This window comes from Moorena sp. SIO4A1, from assembly GCF_010672065.1.
Lineage (GTDB): Bacteria > Cyanobacteriota > Cyanobacteriia > Cyanobacteriales > Coleofasciculaceae > Moorena.
In genome coordinates, this window is sequence record NZ_JAAHHX010000008.1 from 127,394 (window position 1) to 147,614 (window position 20,221).

A 20,221-nucleotide genomic window follows, 5' to 3' on the forward strand; every position below is an offset into this window, starting at 1 on the left:
AAAGACAATAGTAATTAGGTTCTTAGCAATCAGCTGTGACAGTTAGAGTCCGTATTGCCCCAAGTCCAACCGGAAATTTACACATTGGTACCGCTAGAACCGCTGTATTTAACTGGCTATTTGCCCGTCGCCACAGCGGTAAGTTTATTCTGCGCATTGAAGACACCGATCAAACGCGATCGCGAGAGGAATATACCCAAAACATCCTCGATGGTTTAAGTTGGCTGGGACTGGAGTGGGACGAAGGACCATTTTTCCAATCCCAACGTCTTGACCTTTATAGTGCTGCTATTCAACAACTCTTAGACCAGGGATTGGCTTATCGCTGCTACACCACAGCTGAGGAACTAGAACAACTGCGGGAAGCTCAAAAGGCTAGAAAAGAAGCACCCCGCTATGACAATCGCCATCGCAATTTGACACCAGAACAACAAGCAGCATTTGAGGCGGAAGGGCGCAAGCCGGTGATCCGCTTTATGATTGATAATGACCGGGAGATTGTTTGGAATGATCTCGTCCGAGGTAAAGTCACCTGGAAAGGCAGTGACCTTGGAGGTGATATGGTCATTGCTAGGGCATCTCAAGATAATGGTATCGGTCAGCCTCTCTACAACCTAGCTGTGGTGGTGGATGACATTGATATGCATATTACCCATGTCATTCGCGGTGAAGACCATATTGCTAATACTGCTAAACAGATTTTGCTCTATGAAGCCCTAGGGAGTGTAGTGCCAGAATTTTCCCATACACCTCTGATTCTTAACCATGAGGGACGGAAGCTATCCAAGCGCGATGGTGTAACCTCTATTTTTGACTTCAAAGCCATGGGCTTTACCCCTGAGGCGATGGTTAATTATATGACATTGCTGGGATGGTCTCCCCCTGACTCTACTCAGGAAATCTTTACTTTGGCTCAAGCCGCTCAAAAGTTCGGTTTTGAACGGGTGAACCCAGCTGGGGCAAAGTTTGACTGGGCTAAGCTGGATTGGATTAATAGTCAATATATCCACCAGATGAGTGCATCTGAGTTAGTGGACTTGCTGATTCCCTACTGGGAAAGTGCTGGGCACAACTGTGATCCTGTGGAAAATCGCCCTTGGCTGGAACAGTTGACTGCTATGATTGGGCCAAGTTTGACTCGCTTGCCAGAAGCAGTAGATATGACTCGGATGTTCTTTACTGAGTCGGTTGAGTACACTGAGCAGGCAGTAGAGCAGCTCAAAAAAGCTGGTGCTAGTGAGGTGGTGCAAGCTATTCTTGAGCAACTCGGTAATTACCAACAGCTGAGTCCAGAGGAAGCTAAGCAGATTATTAACCAAGTCACAAAAGCGCAAAAGGTCAAGAAAGGATTGGTTATGCGATCGCTTCGTGCTGCACTAACTGGGGATGTCAATGGTCCTGATTTGATTGAATCCTGGGTACTGCTTCATCAGCGCGGGTTTGACCAAACTCGCTTGAAGGAGTCATTGCTGAAGGTGGCATGATCCCAACCGATAGGTAACTGATGGGTTACCGATTGGTAACCCGTTTCTGATCCTGTTTGGGTCAATTCTTTTACCCTGAGCCGAAGTTACCTTGTCCAAAGTTCCCGACAACCCACTAATAAATTTTGGCTGTTCCATGAAAACTTTCAAGGGAGTAAGCCAAACTTATTCTAACTCTGAGGTCGAAAAATCTAATGAATTAAAAAGCTAAATTAATTTTAGATTTAACGAGATATATTTAAGCTCTTGACTGAGATAATCTGCCCACAAATTAGGTTTTATCTGATACACAGACAGTAGTGCGATCGGACGAACAATTATTCGCAGACGTACTCATTATAAAGCGAATCGTATTGACAAGGAGAGTCATCATCGCCATAGTAAATACTAGTCCAAAACGGACTGTCTTCTATCAATAAATTGCAATCCCTCACGTCATAAAGCCTCAGATATTCAGGCTTGTTTGTTTCCACCATCTTTTGGAGTTTAGAACAGCGAGCTTTTTGAAATTCAACAGATTTTTGACATTCAACAGATTTTTGACATTCAACAGATTTGAGTTTGTTCCGCTTTTTTTCTAAAGCCGAGTCACATTCTTTCACATCTTTACCCTTACTCACTCGACTGTAAAAACACTGAGCCAGACTTTCTTCAGTCTGACTTTCTTCAACCAGTGCTTGTGCTTGACCGGGGGCAACGCCCTCAGCGACGGCGATACCCAACAATAGCGTGCTAGAGACCATCAGGATTCCTGACAGCAGCAAGGAAAAAAGACGTTTCATCAAATACTTCCTTTTTTTTTTATTAAGCCAATATGATTTTATCACAACCGTTTGCCTTAGTTGCAGCACAGGAAAACTTATGTGTATCTAGCGCTACTGTTATACTAATTGGGTAAAACTCAGATCTTGCACCAAAAAAAGTGGCGGTGAGAATAAACGGCTGAATTGGGTGCATCTCATATTTGTAAAAAAGTTGGGTAGGGTGCGTTAGGGGGGCCTCATTTTCCGCCTCTAGCCTTTGGTTATGTTGCTGCCCGTAACGCACCACGGTGTCAAACAGCAAAAATGAGATGCACCCGCTGAATTGATTGTGGTTAGGGGATTAGAGGCCGTTATTTATCATAGCTAGAGACAACTAATCAAATACCTTTAAACATTCTCTGTATTCCCTATAGTTTGGGTAAAAACAATTAGTTCACGCTTAGAAGATGTATGTTTTACTGAAGAAATTACTGAAATCACTTTTTTGCTTAACCCTTCTATTATTAAGCAAGGCCATTACAGACTATTTCGTAAATTTTTCAGGATAAACCATCTATTTGAACTAGATGCCAAATTGCTCTTTAATACCTTGGATAAACGTCTTATCATCCAATTCTTTTCGATTAGCCACCATCATCCTGGCATCTTCGCCAGCAGTATATCGCAATTTATCAGTGCCATCTGTTGCTGCTTCATAAATCACGTTAGCGACAACGCTAGACTCGGAGGCATTCTCAAGTAAAGATTCCATAGATTTGAACACCTTACCAATTAATTCTTGATACTCAGTTAGGCTTTCATCGTTGTTAAAGTCAAAGGAACGACCAGCAAAATCGGTTTTAATCACTCCTGGTTCAACAATTTTCACTTTGCAGCCAATTGCTTCCATTTCAAAACTCAGACCTTCGGAAATCCCCTCAACAGCAAATTTAGTCCCGTTATATAATGAAAATAATGGAAAACTCCTTTTGCCACCAATCGATGAAATATTAATTAAAATACCATCTTTATTTTGTATAAAATGGGGTAGGATTGCTTTGGTTACATCTAAAAGCCCAATAACATTAACATCAAATTGTCTTGTTATCTTTTCCCTGGGGGTTGCTTCTAAAGTACCAAAAGCACCATAACCAGCATTATTTACCAAAACATCTATTTTGCCGAATTTTTCAATGCCTAACTCAACGGCTTTTGTAATTGAATCTTGGTCTAAAACATCTAGTCTTGTCACCAACACATTATCAAGGGTGGTTAGTTCTGTTTCCTTTTCTGGAGTTCTCATGGTCGCAACCACGTTCCAACCCTTTTCCTGGAACAATTTTGCAGTTGCTTTTCCAATACCGCTGCTTGCTCCTGTGATTAAAATTGTCTTACTCATTTTGGCTTCAAACTAATTTTTGTGATTTGACGACGACAATTCACGCTTGAATGTCGATTCAGTTTGATCTTATACTAAGGAAACGGTAAATTTCACTAGCAAGTTGCGCCAAACTACATGCAAAGTGCGCCAATAAAGAATTAACCTTATGTAACAAAAAGGGAAAAGATGACTGTTGTAAAAAAACAGATAATGTATAAGGTACTCCCGACTCCCGACTCCCGACTCCCGACTCCCTAAAACCTAGAACGAAAGTACCTCACAGCAATTGAGAACTGCTATAGCTCATGCGCTAACTACCACTTGTCCTACAGGATGAGCCACACAAGTCAAAATCATACCTTCGTTCCGTTCATCCTCTTGGAGAGCATCAGGTTCCTCGTCATACTCGACTTTCCCTTTTAGAAGCTTTTGCTTACAAGCACCACAGGCTCCCATGCGGCAACCGCTCGGTAATGCCACCCCTTCTTGTTCCGCCACATCTAGGATCACATCCTCTGCATCACAGGTGACTTCTTTCCCAGACTTAGCAAAGACTACAGTTGGTTCTGAACAGGTTGATGGTGATTTCACTAAATGTAGTTTAGGACGAGCTTCGGCTGTGACTGGTGTAGGAGTTGTTGTTGCTGTTGCTGTCTTTTTTGACAACTTTTTGCCACCAAAACTCTCTTCATAGTAGTTCTCCATCGGGAAGTCTAGACCGGCTAGCATGGCTTTCACCCCTGCCATAAAGGGATTCGGACCACAGACATAAATAATGCGATCGCGAAAATCAGGAGCCATCTGTTGCACCATGGCTTGATTAAGTCTTCCGGTATAACCCCACCAAGCTTGGTCAAGTTCTGGACGAGTGGTGGTAATAGCTGGCTTAAAGTTGGGGTGCAAAGCCGCCATCAACTCTAATTTCTGACGAAAGATGATATCTTTTAGGCTACGAGCGCTGTGAACAAAGACCACATCCACATCAGCCCCAATATCACAAAGCCACTCAGACATCGACATCATCGGAGTAATCCCGCTACCTGCTGAAATGAACAGCAGTTTATTAGCAGAATGGTCAGCACAGGTAAATTTCCCCATTGGGCCATTTAATCTCACCTCGGACCCAACTTTGATGTTGTCGTGCAACCAGTTAGACACCAAACCGGCTGGTACATCAGGAGCATCGGCTGGTGCTGGCACTCGCTTGACGGTAATTTCCAAAGTATAAGGACGTGAGGGGGCCGAAGAGATGGAGTAGGAACGCTTCACTGGCTTGCCATCAATCTCCAAATCCAGAGTGACAAACTGACCTGGCTTGTAGCTGAACAACATTGGCGGATCCGCCACAAAGCGAAAGGTCTTGACATCATGGGTTTGATCAATGATCTGCACACAGCGGACAGTAATCTCACCCTTAGTCCACCGCTTCATCCCAGTGCTATTGCCATCTACCACTAGGTTTTGTTGCTGCTTATAATCATACTGCTGTAGTGTTTTGACCAGCAGCACAAAGTCACCGATGCGGATAATATCCTCTTCCCTCAGGAGCCAGTTCTGGTTAACATCCATCTCCTCATTATTGATCCGAGAGCCATCGGTGCTACCAAGGTCAGCAAAGTAATACTGTCCCCCTTGGCATAGGATTCTGGCATGTACACGACTCACTACAGGACTATCCAGAACTAGGTCACAACTCGGGTGACGACCAATCAGATACTCACCTTGAATCCCAATTTCCGGTTTCAGGGTTTTTTCCTGTAACTCGTTGGTTTGAGAGTTGATAAGTATAGTTTTCAGCATGTTTCGTGTCACTCCAGATTACCGCAATAATCGGTCAATTGTGTCAATTACTCAGGACTTACCCATAAACTCTGCCGCTAGGGTGCGTTGATAACACACCATACTATATAAGTGCATTTGCATTTGTAACCAATTTGGCATAAGTCCTGGTAATGAACTATGAGAGGATGATGTGTGCTAACTTCAGCTGCGACCCGTGGCGAATTTAATTCTTAATGGTAAGAGCGCACCTAACATTTGAATTAACACTTGATACTAGCATCATACTTAGTACCCTTGACCTCTCGCAAAAGTTCAGTGTTGGACACATGGCTATATACTTCTCAGCCTTTTGGTAATTTTTTATGCAACAGCATTTTCTGAGAGCTCCATGCTTATAGCAGAAGTCAGAAGTCAGAAGTCAGAAGTCAGAAGTCAGAAGTCAGAAGTCAAACTCTTGCGCTTACTTAGGTTTGAGACTTTTGTCATCTCCTAACTACCCTAGCGACTGCTATACCTTAGAATCGCTACCAAGATTATTTCAACCCTGAAACTTTTGATATCATCCAACGTCTCTACTAGCCAGTGAGAAGTCAGGGTCTTTGATAATCTTGGCTGTTCATACTATTGATGTGTTCAGGAAGATTGATCTCCATGAAATATCCGATTCGAGTGTTATTATCACTCTTAACCCTATGTACTATTAGCTTAGGGACTAATAACGTATCTGCTGAATCTAATCAATGTAGGGAGATTCGTGCTGTACGTCGCTTGGCGATTCGCGAAAACTTAGATAGGGATAATCTAGCTACCCTAGAATATAAGTACTGTGGACAGAGTAACCGACGTTCATCAAGTATTCAGTCACCACGAAATTCCTCTCAAGATTGCTTCGACCTGACCGCCATGGCAAAACTAGCCAGCATGACACAAGAGGGAAGAAGCTTTTTGGGTACGATTGAAAGTTTACAGCAAGTTATATGCAATGGTCCTAGCCAAGGTCAGAGGTCTTCGTTAGAGTGGCCAAATGGGGAAACTGCCAAATCAGGGTCAAAATGGAAGTATCCCAACGGAACGACTGCCAAATTCGGGTCAAAATGGAAGTATACTAACGGAACGACTGCTAAAGTCGGGTCACAATTGAAGTATCCCAACGGAAAGACTGCCAAATTCGGGTCATCAGGTTCGTGGAAGTATCCTAACGGTCAGACTGCCCAATTGGGGTCACGTTGGTATAGCCCTAAGGGTAAGACTACTTCAGTGGATAGTTTACTGAGCCAGGGTTGTAGTATAGTTGGCACCACAGAATGCGATCGCATCCTCACACACATCAACCGCTCTGACCGGAACAGCTATAACCGGAACCGCTATGACCAGAACCGCTATGAAACCGAGACCAGAGACAATTTCTTGCGGGATTTGTCAATCATGCAAATTCTTGACAGGCTGACTAGAGTAGCTGATTAAGCCTCAGGGGGTAACAAGCAGCTTTTTAGCTCCTAAGGGTTTGAGTTCCTAGCCACTGGGTGTAGGGTTTACTGAATAATTAAGCCCACCTACTTAAAACCCTAGACTAGATTTATTGAGAACTGCTATAAGTCCCTAAACATAACTTTTGATAGCTAATAACTGACAGCTCAATCCTTAAAATTGAATCGCGACCAAGATTATTTCAATGGTGAAACTTTTGATATCATCCAACGTCTCTACTAGCCAGTGAGAAGTCAGGGTCTTTGATAATCTTGGCTGTTCAGACTATTGATGTGTTCAGGAAGATTCATCTCCATGAAATATCCGATTCGAGTGTTATTATCACTCTTAACCTTATGCACTATTGGCTTAGGAACTAATAACGTATCTGCTGAATCTAATCAATGTAGGGAGATTCGTGCTGTCCGTCGCTTGGCGATTCGCGAAAACTTAGATAGGGATAATCTAGCTACCCTAGAATCTAAGTACTGTGGAAATAGTAACTTACCTTCATCAAGTATTGAGTCACGACTAAATTCTTCTGAAGATTGCTTCAACCTAACTGTAATGGCAGAACTAGCCAGCATGACAGAAGAGGGAAGAAATTTTGTAGGTACGATTAAAAGTTTACGGCAAGTTCCCTGTAAACTTCCTAGGCAAGGTCAGAGCTCTTTTTTAAACTGGCCAAATGGGGAAACAGCGAAATTGGGGTCATCTTGGAATTATCCCAACGGTCAGACTGCCAAATTGGGGTCATCTTGGAATTATCCCAACGGTCAGACTGCCAAATTGGGGTCAAGTTGGTATACTCCTAAGGGTAGATTTACTTCAGTGGATGATTTACTGAGCCAGGGTTGTAGTATAGTTAGCACCACAGAATGCGATCGCATCCTCACATACATCAACCGCTTTGATCAGAACCCCTCTGACGGGAAAAACTCTGAGCAGAACCGCAGGAGCAATTTATTGCGGAATTTGGGAATCGTAAAACTTTCTTGGCTGAGTTACCAGGAGACTAACCAGAGTCAGTAATTAAGCCTCAGGGGGTAACAAGCAGCCTTTTTAGCTCGTAAGGGTGTGGAGCCAGAGCTTGGCACTGGGTTTGGGGTGTAGTGAATAATTGGAGCCGTCATTAAAACCCTAGGTCAGCGGTCAGCAGTCAGCAGTCAGTAGTCAGTGGTCAACTATCATGGTCATTTTATTCAAAAGCACCTCAAGTAGCGTGGCACAGGCTTTGGCCTTGGCCTTTAGGCCACGCTACGCGAATGGCCACGCTGTGCGAACGACGCTGTGACCTAACCCATAAGCTGATAGCTGATGGCTGTTCGCGTAGCGTGCGCGTAGCGCATAAGCTGATAGCTTACTTAATTAAGATGTAAGATCGCTATAGGCTCTATGGCCACGTGTGTGAGGATTTCTCTAAATGCGAGTTTTATTACTGTATCCGCTATTTCCGAAAACCTTTTGGTCTTATGACAAAATCCTTGAATTAGTTAATCGCAAAGTTTTATTGCCACCCTTAGGTCTAATTACTGTTGCTGCATTATTACCTCAAGACTGGGAATTTAAACTTGTTGACCGCAATATCCGAGACGTAACCGAAGCAGAATTTGAATGGGCAGATCTGGTGATAATCTCAGCGATGATTGTCCAAAAAACCGATGCCCTAAACCAAATTAAGGAAGCCAAACGACGTGGTAAATTAGTGGCATTTGGGGGACCTTATCCTACCTCTTTACCCGAAGAAGCAAAGAAGGCAGGGGTGGATTTTCTAATCCTAGATGAAGGAGAAATCACCCTACCTATGTTTGTAGAAGCTTTAAAGCGAGGGGAAACTAGTGGAACGTTTCGCACTACAGAGAAACCCGATGTCACTCAAACCCCGATTCCCCGCTATGATTTGTTAGAGCTTGATGCCTATGATTCAATGTCAGTACAGTTTTCGCGGGGATGTCCTTTTCAGTGCGAGTTCTGTGACATCATTGTTCTCTATGGCCGCAAATCTAGAACAAAGGAACCAGCCCAGCTTCTCAAGGAATTGGATTATCTCTATGAATTAGGCTGGCGGCGTGGTATCTTTATGGTGGATGACAACTTTATTGGGAATAAGCGTAACGTTAAACTACTTCTGAAAGAGCTAAAAGTATGGCAGAAAGAGCATCAGTATCCCTTCCGATTTAATACTGAAGCATCTGTAGACCTAGCTGCGGATTCCGAATTGATGGACTTGATGGTGGAGTCTAACTTTGATGCTGTATTTTTAGGGATTGAAACACCAGACGAAGAAAGCCTTAAACTAACTAAGAAATTCCAAAACACTCGCAGCTCTCTAACGGATGGTGTAGACAAAATAATTCGTGCGGGATTGCGACCAATGGCAGGGTTTATTATTGGTTTTGATGGAGAGAAACAAGGAGCCGGTTCCCGTATTATTAGTTTTGTTGAACAGGCTGCTATCCCTACAGCCATGTTTGGTATGTTACAGGCTTTACCCAATACTGCTCTGTGGAATCGTTTAGAAAAAGAAGGGCGTTTGCGAGATAACACTAAAAAAGATATCAATCAAACCACCCTAATGAACTTTGTTCCTACTCGTCCCATTGAGGAGATTGCTCAAGAATACATCGAAGCATTCTGGACGCTATACGAACCTGAACGGTATATAGACCGTGCCTATCAATGTTTTTTAAAGCTTGGCCCCCCTAAATGCAAAGCCCCATTCAAAATGCCGGATTTGGTAGATTTGAAAGCTCTGGCGACTGTAGTTTGGCGGCAAGGGTTTAAGCGCAGTACTCGCTGGAAATTCTGGCATCATTTATTTGGTATTTTCAGGCATAATCCAGGTGTGTGGGAACATTACCTTACTCTATGCGCTCACAACGAACACTTTCTTGAATATCGTCAAATTGTCCGGGATGAAATTGAAAGACAGTTAGTTGATACTAATCCTAAATTGATGGATAAAGAATTAATAGAGATATAGCAATTCTCAGCAACATTTTATGGATATTACTTATCCTTTTAAGGCAAGAGGCAAGAGGCAAAAGGCAAGAGGCAATAGGCAATAGGCAATAGCAAAGAGGGTTTTAAGCGATGCAGTGCTAAAACCCTCTCCCTCTACTCCCTCTACTCCCTCTACTCCCTACTCCCTACTCCCTACTCCCTAGAATGAAAGTCCATCACCCAATTAAGAACTGCGATCTATGGCCTTGATAGTTAAATCTCTCAAGGTGAAGGTGAAATCTAGTTTTTTGGTTGTGCTAATAAATTCAATGATGACTTCAGTAGCAACTGCTGTAGTCATCAGCACTAAATTCCGAGCTAATGGATAATCACAAACATCATCATTAACTGGAGAAGGTACTCGATAATTTTCATTCCAAATTATCTCACTGTAGTCTTCTGCTAACCCAACATGAAGACAAGGGGTTTGGGAATTATCACAGTAATCTTTTACGGCTTGACGAGCGACACTGTTATCAAAGGTGTCAATGACTAAAGTAGAATTAGTCAGTAATTGTTTGGTATTAGCTGTGGTTAATTCCTTGACCTTAGCCTCCAATTTTACCCCAACCGCTTGGTAGAGGGAATGGGCGAGGATTTTGGCTTTATGGGCACCAATATCAGAGCGGTAGTAGGGTTGGGTAGAAAGATTGCGCTCTTCAATGCGATCGCAATCAATCACCTTTAGCTTTCCAAACCCTGAACGAGCTAAATTTTCGGTAATATTGGCTCCAAGTGCTCCCGCACCACACACGGTCACGGGGTAGTCACGTAACTGGGCCATGACTTCGGAGGTACGGTAGAGTTGTTCGTGGAAAAAAATTGACATCATCCTAATCCCAATTATCTCGTGCCTCAATCACCCCAACCAAGGACTGTAAATCAAAATCGCGATCGCGTCCACTCAGACAAATCCCAGAACTGATTACAGTCAGATCCTGTTTAGATATCGCTGATATGTGGTGTTTACCGTCAGCAGTGCTCCAGCGCACCTGCCAGAATTCTCCCCGGTCATGGAACTGTTGCAGTGCTCCCCCACCCATTTCCAAAGCTTGTTCCAGCCTTCTGTGATCCCGTTGATGCAGAGCTTTACCTTTAAAATCTTTAGTCTGTTGTGTTACCAAGTCATAAACTATTCTCATTTCTGGTGTCAGCCCCTTTACATCCAGTTCTTCAGGTGGTGTTATTTGCTTTAACTGCTCTCTAAGTTGTTCTGCTAGTAAAGGATCTCCCTTACGGTCAAGCTGCTGAAACCACCAAGCCTTACCATCCCCACGAGCTACCACTTGTTCAAAGGCTACCCCGCCCTCTACCAGATGGATAGGAATAGGTTTAACCGTGCCAAAGCGCTGACGAGCATCGGATTCATTCACCGGATATCCTAGCCAGGTCTTTCCCGACAATTGATAAGCTAGTCGTAAACGCAACGGTTGGAGCAGTTGCCAATACTCATCAAGTTGAAACACATCTGGCTCTTCCACCACAGTTGCCACTTTCTCGTTGACTGGCTGAAAAATACCCCATCCTTCAAAGTTACGAGGCTTAGGGGAAAATGTATAAATCATTCCAGCAACACGAGTTCTTACCCGTCCCCCACGTACACAGGGAGCGAGGAATTGATTGTCACTCAGTTGCGCTTCCTTTGCAGCAATTTGATTGATGAGGTCGAGGATATTTGCCATCATTCAACTCCAAGGGGACTACCGTTATACCCGCGCTTCATGCGCGGGAGGGGAATTGGAGACTGGATCTGTTGCGCTTTTTGATAATCTATGCTAGGATTAAGGAATATTAATGCGCCTTTTAGGTGCCGGTTTGCGCGCAAGCTGAAAAGCCCCTGCTAGAAGCGTAGACCAAAATACAAGTAAGCTCAATGATTTGATCGGAGAGTCTAGAGGCTGTTTGGTTCAGCCGTTAAGAGTTTTTACTCTTAAGAATCCCAGCTCCTTTGGAGCCGCTACGCGAACGCTATAATCGCTTGATTTAGCGATGGGAGTATCAAGATCCTGCTCTATTGTATACATATTGTATTGATGCAGTCGCTCATGGGGGAAACCCCCTTTGGGGGCGCTGCATCGCAATGTGCAAGTCGCCAGAGCCAAAGCGTTCGTCACTTAGAAGGAACTCCGCCGGTGAGTTACTACACACTCTTTAAATGATGGCTACTTCTAAGCCCACATTCCGGGTTCTTTGCGCCTTCCTCGCTTCACGCCCGCTACGTTAGAGTAACGGTACTATTCCTCTCGTACTAATGTATGTAAGCTCTGGCTGTTAGGGCACACAAGTCGTTAAAATTTATTCAAATAATCACGACTACTTATCATTTAATCACGACTACTTATCATTTCGCACCGGTAGCGGTGTCTCCAGAATCTCCATCAGTAACTCTAGCCGTGACGGACGAGTCATCAGTGGAACCAGGTTTGGTAGAGAATAGTAATCTCCAGCAAAGGTAAAGGTTTCTACTGGCACCTCTTGCTGCTTCAGTGTAGTTTCCACCCAGTCGTAGGAGTAACCAACTCGGACAATAATCACATTGGGCATCAATCCCAATTCACGAGAGTAGGTCTTGTAAACTTTACCAAAGTAAGGTGCTGTGTTTTCACCTTCATCGGTAACCAAGATAATCTGGTCAACCGCCTGCTTTCGAGAGCGCATTACTTCTAAACCACAACCAATGCTAGTTCCACCCCCTGCTTTGATGTGCCTGAAGGCACGTTCCCAGTCACTCAACTCTTTTCCTTGAGCCTTAACTGGGTAAGGCATATTATCGAAGGCATAGACAAACAGCTCAGCTTCAGTAATACCAGAGATTAGGGCTGCCAGCCGCTTACCAACTTCAATGGCTTTGTCCATTGAACCGGACTTGTCCACTAGTAGAGCAGTGGGCTTGGTAATGGTACCCTTGCGCTTTACTTGCTGATTGGTAACTTGTTCTAACTTAGCAAGAGTTTGAGTATCTAACTGAGCAGCTTCAGCAGCAACTTGTGCCTTGAACGCAGAAACGCGATCGCTTGTCTGTGCCTGTTCTAGCTTTGCCTCAATCAACTCCTTGACCTGTGGGTGTTCCATCGCACCCCGCCCTTGGAGGGATTTGAGATTATTAATTACCTCTTGGGGTGTCATGGAATTGATTAGTGCTACCAACACCGTAGGAGTGACAGAGCGCACAGCACCAATGGCGATGGTGTAGGGAATCTTATGTTCAACAATCAATTGCGCCTGTTCAGCAGCAGTTTCCGTTTTCGCTAACTGCTTGAGTATCCAAGCTAAAGAACCTTCTGGAGGATGATCCTTAAATAAGACTGCATCTGCTCTAGGGCTAGGCTTAATATGTAAACTAGCATAGAGATGCTTCATCGCCTTTCGACCCCGCAATGCTGCTCGGTCAAACAATGCTGGAGTCTTTTCCCGTGTTTTAAGGTAGCGCCGCACTGCTGTCCGAGCCGAACGAGGCACCTTATTGCGCTGCTGCTTCATAAAATCCACTACTCGTGCCACCTGGTAGGGTGGGAATTTTTGCAGCATCACAAAGCCAGCATCTCGGTGTTCAGTCAAATTGCTAGTCAACAAATGACCTAAAAACACTTCTTTGTGGTCACGGACATCCCCGTGATTTTCGTACCAAACGGCTAAGTGACCATAAAAAATTGGGTCAATTTCTACCATCAGTTGGTGCAATTCTGTTACTTGCTCCAGCTTACGATGGGGTGTAGTCAATAAACTGTTTAGTAATTCTAAACGCAGGTCACGCTCTTCAGTTTTCATAGGATTCACCTCCTATGGTCCTATGTAATTTCTTGATAAATTTATAAGTTACTTGGTTGTTTGGTTGTTTGGTTTAAGGTTGAAGGTTGTTTGGTTTAAGGTTGAAGGTTGTTTGGTTTAAGGTTGAAGGTTGTTTGGTTTAAGGTTGAAGGTTGTTTGGTTTAAGGTTGAAGGTTTACTAAAAATCAACCTTAAATATTGTAAATATTATCCACTAGTTTAGTAGCCTTGTTTCGGCTTCTCAAATTCAAATACTCGATAAAGATAAATTATTAACAGACATAGTTACATCCAGTCAAGAATAAATAAGGCCAATAATAATTATAACAATGGTAGCTAATACTAGCTTCTTTAACTCATTAATCGGGGATATTAAGCTAATAAAAAACAAGAATTAATAACTAATTAGATGTGTCATGATTTAGTAATTTAGGAATCCTAAATGAATGAATTGTGATAATTTTGTTTCCTAATCCGTACTCCCTACTTCCTACTCCCTACTCCCTACTCCCTGTTCCCTATTCCCTGTTCCCTTTGCTATAAAAGATTGAATCAATTCGCGCAAGTTCAGAAAGCTGTTGTATCACACACGGGATTTGAACCCGTATATTCTCGATTTAGAGTCAAGTGCCTTTCCATTTGGCGAGTATGAAAGCTTTCCGGGTCAGGGCGCGAAAGTGACTCAGTTAATTTTAAAGTTGTTTGGTTATAGCAGCTGATTTCCACTAGAATTAGGGTCCCCGCGCAAGTCAGTAAAGCTTTTAATAAAATGATGCTCTATCCATTTGAGCTACAGCGGCAAATAGCGCCGCTGATAGGATTCGAACCTATAACCTTCCGATTCGTAGTCGGTAGTATGTAAGCTTCAGCGGTTAGGGCGCGGGGGGAAATTTGGAACAATTGCTCCTGTGCAAGTTATAGCAGAAGTCAGAAGTCAGAAGTCAGAAGTCAGAAGTCAAACTCTTGCGCTTACTTAGGTTTGAGACTTTTGTCATGTCCGCGCCTGCCCTGGCGACTGCTATAACAAAAGCTTTGTAGGCTTCTTGAGATCAGGGCACAGGACAAAAGGTTTAACCTAACACCTTTTAACCATAAACCTTAACCATAAACCGCTTCAGGTCTGATAATCAGATTGCGGTTGGTACTGCGGTCAATGACATAAGAGGTAAAGCGCTCTGGGGCTACATCAAAGTACTTCGCGAGTTGCTGTTTAACAGCAATATCGTTCATACTTTTGGCTATACCCAGCTGACCTTCAGCAATGTCGTAGGAACGACCTTCAAACCGAACATGAATCATTGGGCATCCCTCCTTGTAGCGCGATGTTTTCTCTTTAACCTTACTTTTATACTACATGTATATTACAAATGTGTCAAGTCCTTGGCACTAAATTTTTTAGGACTTAGGGATAAATGGTATATTTAACTTATTTAACCCTTAAAAGCAGGGAAATTCATTAGACCTTATACTAGGGACGGTAACTTGGGGCTGATATCGTTAGATTGTTCGCGACCCGATTGAAGCTCAACTAGGCGAGTGTTTATCTTAGGATTTAATATTATACAGTAAAATTTTATTATTTAATACAATCCAGCTCAAAATATTGAAATTAACTTTCAGCAAGCAATAGATGAGCAACTTTAAGGATCAAGTGGCACTAATCACAGGAGCTTCCTCTGGCATTGGAGCAGCTCTTGCTCATGAATTAGCCCGTGAAGGAGCCAATGTGGTACTCCTAGCTCGGCGAGCAGAACGATTAGAAGCCATAGCTTCACAAATTGATCCTAATGGTCAACGTGTACTTGCTATCCCCTGTGATGTGACGAAGGATGGTGAGCTTGATCAAGCGGCAACCTTTGCCCGTAGTAAGTTCGGCAAAATTGATATCGTTGTTGCTAATGCTGGCTGGTCTTTGAAGGGTAATGTGGAAAACCTCAGGGTGAATGACTATCGACGTCTGTGGGAAACCAATGTTTTTGGGGTACTGAGTACCATCTACGCGACCTTAGATGACCTCAAGAAAACTCAAGGAAGACTGGTCATTATTAGTAGCGTAAAAAGTTACGTTGCCTTGAGTGGCGATTCTCCTTATAGTATGAGTAAATTTGCTATCCGGGCTTTGTGTGAGTCGTTGTCTCAGGAGTTGGCTCCCCATGGGGTGTCGGTCACACACATTTGTCCAGGATACGTTGCCACTGAAATTCGTCAGCTAGACAATCAGGGAATTTGGCATTCAGACTGGCAGGATCCTATTTCCCCCAGGCTTCTGATTTCTGCTGATCAAACTGCCAAACAAATTGTTAAAGCTATTTCCCGACGACAACGGGAACAGGTAATAACAAACTATGCCAAGCTGATTGTCCTGATCAAACGTCACATGCCTTGGTTGCTCTCATGGCTGATTTCAAAATTCCAAATCAAGGTAGCTGCTAAGCCGTCACCAATTAAGCACTAATATTTTTTACTATAGCAATTATCAGCGACGTTTGGGCGTTGCTGAATTAAGGAATGAATGCGCGATTATCTGATTTTATTACAGCCCCCTAAATCAGCAACGCCATGAGATGACCCATTTACCATAAAGTTGTCTCCGACTACCTGTTTTTGCACTTAACAATACCTTTAGCAACCTTAAACTAATTACCATATCCCTTTTTCTTACCATAAAAAACTGTTTTAAACTCTAGAAAATCGGTATTTGGACTATAAAGCGTATAAGTAGCCTTTCCTGGTTCTTTGCCTACATTTCCTACACCAACAACTCTTCTTTTTGGTGTAGTAATAGTTTGCACGGGTTGCTGGCGATCTAAAGTCATCACCGAACTATTTACTGAACCTCCTTGTAGTTGATATTCAAATACTTGACCCGAACGACCACAAAAGAGATAATTTGCCTGGACTCTTTGCAAGCGGTCTAGCATTTTCCAGGGTAGGGTTTCGGGGGTTAACTCATCGCTGACGCTAACAGTGCTACCGTGAATTAACAAACAATCTAATTCAAAGAAGCCAAAATGACAGTTGCGTAACCACTGTACGGTTTCGCGAGATACCGAATCCCAAAGAAGTTTAGCAGTTTCTTTACCAAAGCGCTCGATTAATTCTGTCGGTTCTGGTGTCGAACCCAAACCGTGTAAAGTAAAGCATTGTTCTTCCCACCAGCCTACGCATACTTGGGGTTCTAATTCTCTAGGTAAAGGATTCTGAATTCGTTTAATTACTTGTTCGCTATCTTGGTTAGCTGCTACGATATCGCCCAGAATATACAATGCTTCCACCTTAAAGCGCTGGCGTTTGATATCTGCCAACACTGCTTCGTAAGCTGCGATATTTCCTTCAATTCCGCTTAAAATTGCCCACATTGATTTTCAATTTAAATATTTAAGTAATTTAATTTACCTCTCACACACATGAGTCGGATCGTCGGCTTTTTCAGCAAATTCCAAACCTCTAGCCAAACGCCAAGCGAAAATCGGTGGTAAACCAGCATCTAAGATGGCAGCGCAGGTTGTTTGATAGTCATACTCCACTTCCCGCAAGTTTACTGCTTGTGTTTCCGTATCATAGATAACATAGGTAGCATTGGGACGACCATGACGGGGTTCGCCTACCGAACCGACATTGATAATTCGCTTCAGGGGACTATTAAAACTTATGGTTGGTTGTTCGTTTCTACTGGGTTGACGAACTTTAACCTGTAATTGTCCAGAATCTAGGGTGCGGACATAGGGAAAGTGGGTATGTCCGCAAAATAATATATCTGCATCGCTGGAGAGAACTCTTTCTAAAGCAGTGAAAGCATCCATTTCGGGTAACAAATATTCGTGGTTGCTATTAGGACTACCATGTACGAAACAGAGATTATCTTCTTTGTAGGTATGGGGTAGTTGGGCTAAATATTCCCTAACTTCGGGATTGACGTGCTTATTTGTCCATTCGTGGGCGATTTTACCTCTTTTTTCCGCCAACAGGGAAGGATAACTACATTCACAAGCATTTAGTCCTTCTACAATATCTTCATCCCAACAACCCTGTACAGTGGGAATATCTAAAGAACGAATTTGTTCCACCACTGCATTAGGATAGGGACCATAACCCACTAAATCCCCCAGACAATAAATCTTTTCTGCTTTTTGTTCGTCAATATCCAGTAAAACTGCATCTAAAGCTGCATAATTACCATGGATACAAGATATCACTGCTATTTTCATACCACTTCTACCTCTACTTCACTTTCTAAAGACTCTTTTACTTGTTGTTGGTAATAATCAATTGCCGATTCGGGAAGACAGCAATCTTGGACAGTTTGAACAATTTCAGCTTTATCTAAATTACTACCTACTATTTCAAAACCACTAAAACGATCTGGTTTACCATTTAACCAACGGGGTAATTTTAAAGGTGTAAATGCTAATTCGGATTCCCCTAGTATGAAGTCACCATAATAAATTTGTCCATCCATTAGGTCGAAAAGTCCTTTTACCCGAGCTACCTCACCGTAAGCACCTTGAGTAAGTTCCAGCCAAAAAGTAGCTAAACTATCAAAATCTAAAATTTCCCCCGTCAAAACCCCCCGATGAATCTGCAAAGCTGTGGTTGGCTTAGTGATGTTATTTCCTGGAATAACTTCATCCGCCCAAGTATTTAACTCTGTACTATCTGTATCGCCGGGGATTATGGCTACTCGATGGGGGTTAAAAGTTTGCAGTAAAGGTTCAATTCCGGCTAAATCCAAATACCAGGGAATCTCTAGATAAGTAATGGTTTTGTGTAATTCCGCTTCTTCCCCTGTCTGATAAAGTTTTAGTTGAGGGTATTCACTTTGGAGATATATTGCATCAATGGGTACGGAATCGGTTTGAGGACTGAAATAACCTACAGGTTTATTGCTTTGGACTATTTGTTGACGAATCCAGTGGGTTTTACCGCCACCTGGAGGACTGGCGACAGCAATAATCATAAGCAGTTTTTTTTTATGACGATAATCATTGTATCAAAAAAAGAGATGAGCTTTATACCCATCTCTCATGCTGCCACGCGAATTAATTAATGCATTGAAGGGTTGTGGTGAATTAAACTCATAAACTCCTGACGGGTTTTTGGATCATTTGCAAATACACCTCTAACCGCACTAGTGGCAGTCCAAGAACCAGGTTTTTGGACTCCTCGCATTACCATACACATATGGCTTGCTTCCACTACTACCGCCACCCCTTTTGGTTTTAATAATCCTTGAAGGGCATCGGCAATTTGGGCAGTTAATCTTTCCTGTACCTGCAAACGTCGTCCGTACATTTCACAAATACGAGCAATTTTTGACAGTCCGATTACCTTACCGTCGGGAATATAAGCGACGTGAGCGTGACCGAGAATAGGTAAGATATGGTGTTCGCAGGAGCTAAATAGGTCAATGTCCCGAACTAAGACCATTTCATTGGTATTTTCGTGAAATACTGCCCCGTTGAGGAGTTCGTCTAAAGATTGATGATAGCCAGAAGTCAGAAATTTCAAGGCTTTGACCACTCTTTTAGGAGTATCTTTCAAGCCTTCGCGGTCTGGGTCTTCTCCCAATCCTAACAGTAAAGTCCGTACCGCTTGGCGCATCTCTTCTTCAGAAACGAGAGGTTGTTGGGTGGTATTTAGTTTTGGTAATTTGCGATCAATTTTATCAATCTGGTTGGGTTCGGACTTACCTAAGGTCATGAATTTGAATTAGATGAAATTAAACAGTAACAGAAGTAGCCAAGCAGTTATTTAACTTTTGGCGAAGTTTATCGGTATCTAAATGATAACCGATAAAGACTAGCTGATTAACAGGAGGAGTAGACCAAAGTTCGGACTTGATCTCGCTGCGCTGTCCGCAGAGTTGGAAAATGTGACGTAATGGTACTGGTTCCGTCGAATGTGAAGGAGATTTGCCTTGCAGGTCATGAAATAGGGGCATGCTGGAGTTAATAGAAGCCTTTCCTCAATGGTGGTTGTATGATCGAACTATTTTCCTACCCATGTCCTGGATGTGGGAGTGAGGATGTGTACCCTCACCACCGCTATAGTACTCAAAACCATGGTTTCCGTACGATTTATCATTGCCGAGAGTGTGACATCTATTTCAGCGAGACCATAGCAGCCGCCACTGGCGGGTCTGACCACTCCCCTGAGTCGGTAATCCGTGATTCTTAAAGCCATAAGGGTCAATATGGGGCTGAATGCCACAGCTATAACCTTCAGTGTGTCAAAAAATAGTGTAATTGATTGGAAAAGACGTTTAGCGGGTCTCAAACCTACCCTGATGCTTTATGCCCTGCTCCATCAGTTTATTCATCAGGAGATAGAAGGAGATGAGCTGTTGACGATTGTAGATAAAAACCTACCTGCTTCAGAATCACCACGGATGGACAATGGTCTTGATGGAGCGAGGCAGTCGATTTCTATGGGAATTGCACTGTGGACCGAAAGACCAACAGTTATTTGAGCAGGGGTTGAAAGTCGTGAGCGTTGGTGATTGACCAAACCGGAAGCCTCAATCTCTTAACCGATGGAGAACGACGATATGGCAACCTGCTGTTTGAGATCTGCCATGAGGTGATCCGCACGGG

Annotated in this window: 19 protein-coding genes, 1 tRNA gene and 1 other annotated feature; of the genes, 6 read left to right on the top strand and 14 right to left on the bottom strand. The window is 43.2% G+C overall.

Going from position 1 to position 20,221, the window contains the following annotated elements; genetic code table 11:
- Positions 1-35: 35 nt before the first annotated feature.
- The gene (gene gltX, locus F6K53_RS08785; RefSeq protein ID WP_293064751.1) at positions 36-1,484 is read left to right on the top strand and encodes a glutamate--tRNA ligase; all 1,449 of its coding nucleotides are present in this window, start codon (positions 36-38) and stop codon (positions 1,482-1,484) included.
- A 317-nt stretch (positions 1,485-1,801) separates the two neighbouring features.
- Here gltX and F6K53_RS08790 read toward each other — a convergent pair whose 3' ends face one another.
- The 3 genes from F6K53_RS08790 to F6K53_RS08800 form a co-directional block, all read right to left on the bottom strand.
- Positions 1,802-2,266, bottom strand: coding sequence for a hypothetical protein (locus F6K53_RS08790; RefSeq protein ID WP_293064753.1), 465 nt, complete (start codon positions 2,264-2,266; stop codon positions 1,802-1,804).
- A gap of 544 nt (positions 2,267-2,810) precedes the next feature.
- Positions 2,811-3,626 (bottom strand): SDR family oxidoreductase, encoded by an 816-nt coding sequence (locus tag F6K53_RS08795; protein WP_293064755.1) that lies wholly within the window; start codon positions 3,624-3,626, stop codon positions 2,811-2,813.
- Positions 3,627-3,911: 285 nt separating this feature from the next.
- Complete coding sequence (locus F6K53_RS08800) at positions 3,912-5,420, bottom strand: FHA domain-containing protein (protein WP_293064757.1); 1,509 nt, start codon at positions 5,418-5,420, stop codon at positions 3,912-3,914.
- Positions 5,421-6,041: 621 nt separating this feature from the next.
- Here F6K53_RS08800 and F6K53_RS08805 point away from each other — a divergent pair.
- The 3 genes from F6K53_RS08805 (at position 6,042) to F6K53_RS08815 (ending at position 9,840) form a co-directional block, all read left to right on the top strand.
- A complete protein-coding gene (locus tag F6K53_RS08805) occupies positions 6,042-6,854 on the top strand; it encodes a hypothetical protein (RefSeq protein WP_293064759.1) in 813 nt (270 codons plus the stop codon).
- Between the two features lie 318 nt (positions 6,855-7,172).
- Entirely contained in the window at positions 7,173-7,889 is a 717-nt protein-coding gene (locus F6K53_RS08810) for a hypothetical protein (RefSeq protein WP_293064761.1), read from the top strand.
- A 391-nt stretch (positions 7,890-8,280) separates the two neighbouring features.
- Entirely contained in the window at positions 8,281-9,840 is a 1,560-nt protein-coding gene (locus F6K53_RS08815; RefSeq protein WP_293064763.1) for a B12-binding domain-containing radical SAM protein, read from the top strand.
- A gap of 204 nt (positions 9,841-10,044) precedes the next feature.
- Here the strand turns inward: F6K53_RS08815 and F6K53_RS08820 are convergent, their stop codons facing one another.
- The 5 genes from F6K53_RS08820 to F6K53_RS08840 form a co-directional block, all read right to left on the bottom strand.
- Entirely contained in the window at positions 10,045-10,689 is a 645-nt protein-coding gene (locus F6K53_RS08820) for a ThiF family adenylyltransferase (RefSeq protein WP_293065033.1), read from the bottom strand.
- A 4-nt stretch (positions 10,690-10,693) separates the two neighbouring features.
- Positions 10,694-11,545, bottom strand: a complete 852-nt coding sequence (locus F6K53_RS08825) for a hypothetical protein (protein ID WP_364301037.1) — start codon at positions 11,543-11,545, stop codon at positions 10,694-10,696.
- A 432-nt stretch (positions 11,546-11,977) separates the two neighbouring features.
- Positions 11,978-12,060: a sequence feature (23S ribosomal RNA rRNA prediction is too short), on the bottom strand.
- Positions 12,061-12,194: 134 nt separating this feature from the next.
- On the bottom strand, positions 12,195-13,628 hold the full coding sequence (locus F6K53_RS08830) for a vWA domain-containing protein (RefSeq protein ID WP_293064765.1): 1,434 nt from the start codon (positions 13,626-13,628) through the stop codon (positions 12,195-12,197).
- 806 nt (positions 13,629-14,434) lie between these two features.
- Positions 14,435-14,500, bottom strand: a tRNA-OTHER gene (locus F6K53_RS08835).
- A 226-nt stretch (positions 14,501-14,726) separates the two neighbouring features.
- A complete protein-coding gene (locus tag F6K53_RS08840) occupies positions 14,727-14,927 on the bottom strand; it encodes a hypothetical protein (RefSeq protein ID WP_070393156.1) in 201 nt (66 codons plus the stop codon).
- 331 nt (positions 14,928-15,258) lie between these two features.
- Between F6K53_RS08840 and F6K53_RS08845 the strand changes: the two genes are divergently transcribed.
- Positions 15,259-16,083 (top strand): SDR family oxidoreductase, encoded by an 825-nt coding sequence (locus F6K53_RS08845; protein ID WP_293064767.1) that lies wholly within the window; start codon positions 15,259-15,261, stop codon positions 16,081-16,083.
- A 181-nt stretch (positions 16,084-16,264) separates the two neighbouring features.
- Here the strand turns inward: F6K53_RS08845 and F6K53_RS08850 are convergent, their stop codons facing one another.
- The 6 genes from F6K53_RS08850 to F6K53_RS08875 form a co-directional block, all read right to left on the bottom strand.
- Entirely contained in the window at positions 16,265-16,987 is a 723-nt protein-coding gene (locus tag F6K53_RS08850) for a metallophosphoesterase family protein (protein WP_293080380.1), read from the bottom strand.
- Positions 16,988-17,020: 33 nt separating this feature from the next.
- Positions 17,021-17,836: a metallophosphoesterase family protein gene (locus tag F6K53_RS08855; protein WP_293064771.1), complete on the bottom strand. Its 816-nt coding sequence runs from the start codon at positions 17,834-17,836 to the stop codon at positions 17,021-17,023.
- Positions 17,833-18,585 (bottom strand): GTP-binding protein, encoded by a 753-nt coding sequence (locus F6K53_RS08860; RefSeq protein WP_293064774.1) that lies wholly within the window; start codon positions 18,583-18,585, stop codon positions 17,833-17,835. Before F6K53_RS08860 ends, F6K53_RS08855 begins: the two co-directional genes overlap by 4 nt.
- 86 nt (positions 18,586-18,671) lie before the next feature.
- Entirely contained in the window at positions 18,672-19,328 is a 657-nt protein-coding gene (folE, locus tag F6K53_RS08865; protein WP_293064777.1) for a GTP cyclohydrolase I FolE, read from the bottom strand.
- Between the two features lie 19 nt (positions 19,329-19,347).
- The gene (locus F6K53_RS08870) at positions 19,348-19,569 is read right to left on the bottom strand and encodes a GTP-binding protein (RefSeq protein ID WP_293029468.1); all 222 of its coding nucleotides are present in this window, start codon (positions 19,567-19,569) and stop codon (positions 19,348-19,350) included.
- 47 nt (positions 19,570-19,616) lie between these two features.
- Positions 19,617-19,811, bottom strand: coding sequence for a hypothetical protein (locus tag F6K53_RS08875; protein WP_293064781.1), 195 nt, complete (start codon positions 19,809-19,811; stop codon positions 19,617-19,619).
- Positions 19,812-19,854: 43 nt separating this feature from the next.
- Between F6K53_RS08875 and F6K53_RS08880 the strand changes: the two genes are divergently transcribed.
- Positions 19,855-20,097: a hypothetical protein gene (locus tag F6K53_RS08880; protein WP_293036173.1), complete on the top strand. Its 243-nt coding sequence runs from the start codon at positions 19,855-19,857 to the stop codon at positions 20,095-20,097.
- Positions 20,098-20,221: the final 124 nt, after the last annotated feature.

What these genes read in the sequence shown, in the direction of transcription:
- F6K53_RS08830 (WP_293064765.1), bottom strand. Translation starts at nt 13,628, where the DNA reads ATGAAAACTGAAGAGCGTGACCTGCGTTTAGAATTACTAAACAGTTTA.
- F6K53_RS08820 (WP_293065033.1), bottom strand. Translation starts at nt 10,689, where the DNA reads ATGTCAATTTTTTTCCACGAACAACTCTACCGTACCTCCGAAGTCATG.
- F6K53_RS08850 (WP_293080380.1), bottom strand. Translation starts at nt 16,987, where the DNA reads ATGTGGGCAATTTTAAGCGGAATTGAAGGAAATATCGCAGCTTACGAA.
- F6K53_RS08810 (WP_293064761.1), top strand. Translation starts at nt 7,173, where the DNA reads ATGAAATATCCGATTCGAGTGTTATTATCACTCTTAACCTTATGCACT.
- F6K53_RS08805 (WP_293064759.1), top strand. Translation starts at nt 6,042, where the DNA reads ATGAAATATCCGATTCGAGTGTTATTATCACTCTTAACCCTATGTACT.
- F6K53_RS08855 (WP_293064771.1), bottom strand. Translation starts at nt 17,836, where the DNA reads ATGAAAATAGCAGTGATATCTTGTATCCATGGTAATTATGCAGCTTTA.
- F6K53_RS08790 (WP_293064753.1), bottom strand. Translation starts at nt 2,266, where the DNA reads ATGAAACGTCTTTTTTCCTTGCTGCTGTCAGGAATCCTGATGGTCTCT.
- F6K53_RS08795 (WP_293064755.1), bottom strand. Translation starts at nt 3,626, where the DNA reads ATGAGTAAGACAATTTTAATCACAGGAGCAAGCAGCGGTATTGGAAAA.
- F6K53_RS08840 (WP_070393156.1), bottom strand. Translation starts at nt 14,927, where the DNA reads ATGATTCATGTTCGGTTTGAAGGTCGTTCCTACGACATTGCTGAAGGT.
- F6K53_RS08870 (WP_293029468.1), bottom strand. Translation starts at nt 19,569, where the DNA reads ATGCCCCTATTTCATGACCTGCAAGGCAAATCTCCTTCACATTCGACG.
- folE (WP_293064777.1), bottom strand. Translation starts at nt 19,328, where the DNA reads ATGACCTTAGGTAAGTCCGAACCCAACCAGATTGATAAAATTGATCGC.
- F6K53_RS08875 (WP_293064781.1), bottom strand. Translation starts at nt 19,811, where the DNA reads ATGGCTTTAAGAATCACGGATTACCGACTCAGGGGAGTGGTCAGACCC.
- F6K53_RS08845 (WP_293064767.1), top strand. Translation starts at nt 15,259, where the DNA reads ATGAGCAACTTTAAGGATCAAGTGGCACTAATCACAGGAGCTTCCTCT.
- F6K53_RS08825 (WP_364301037.1), bottom strand. Translation starts at nt 11,545, where the DNA reads ATGATGGCAAATATCCTCGACCTCATCAATCAAATTGCTGCAAAGGAA.
- F6K53_RS08815 (WP_293064763.1), top strand. Translation starts at nt 8,281, where the DNA reads ATGCGAGTTTTATTACTGTATCCGCTATTTCCGAAAACCTTTTGGTCT.
- F6K53_RS08860 (WP_293064774.1), bottom strand. Translation starts at nt 18,585, where the DNA reads ATGATTATTGCTGTCGCCAGTCCTCCAGGTGGCGGTAAAACCCACTGG.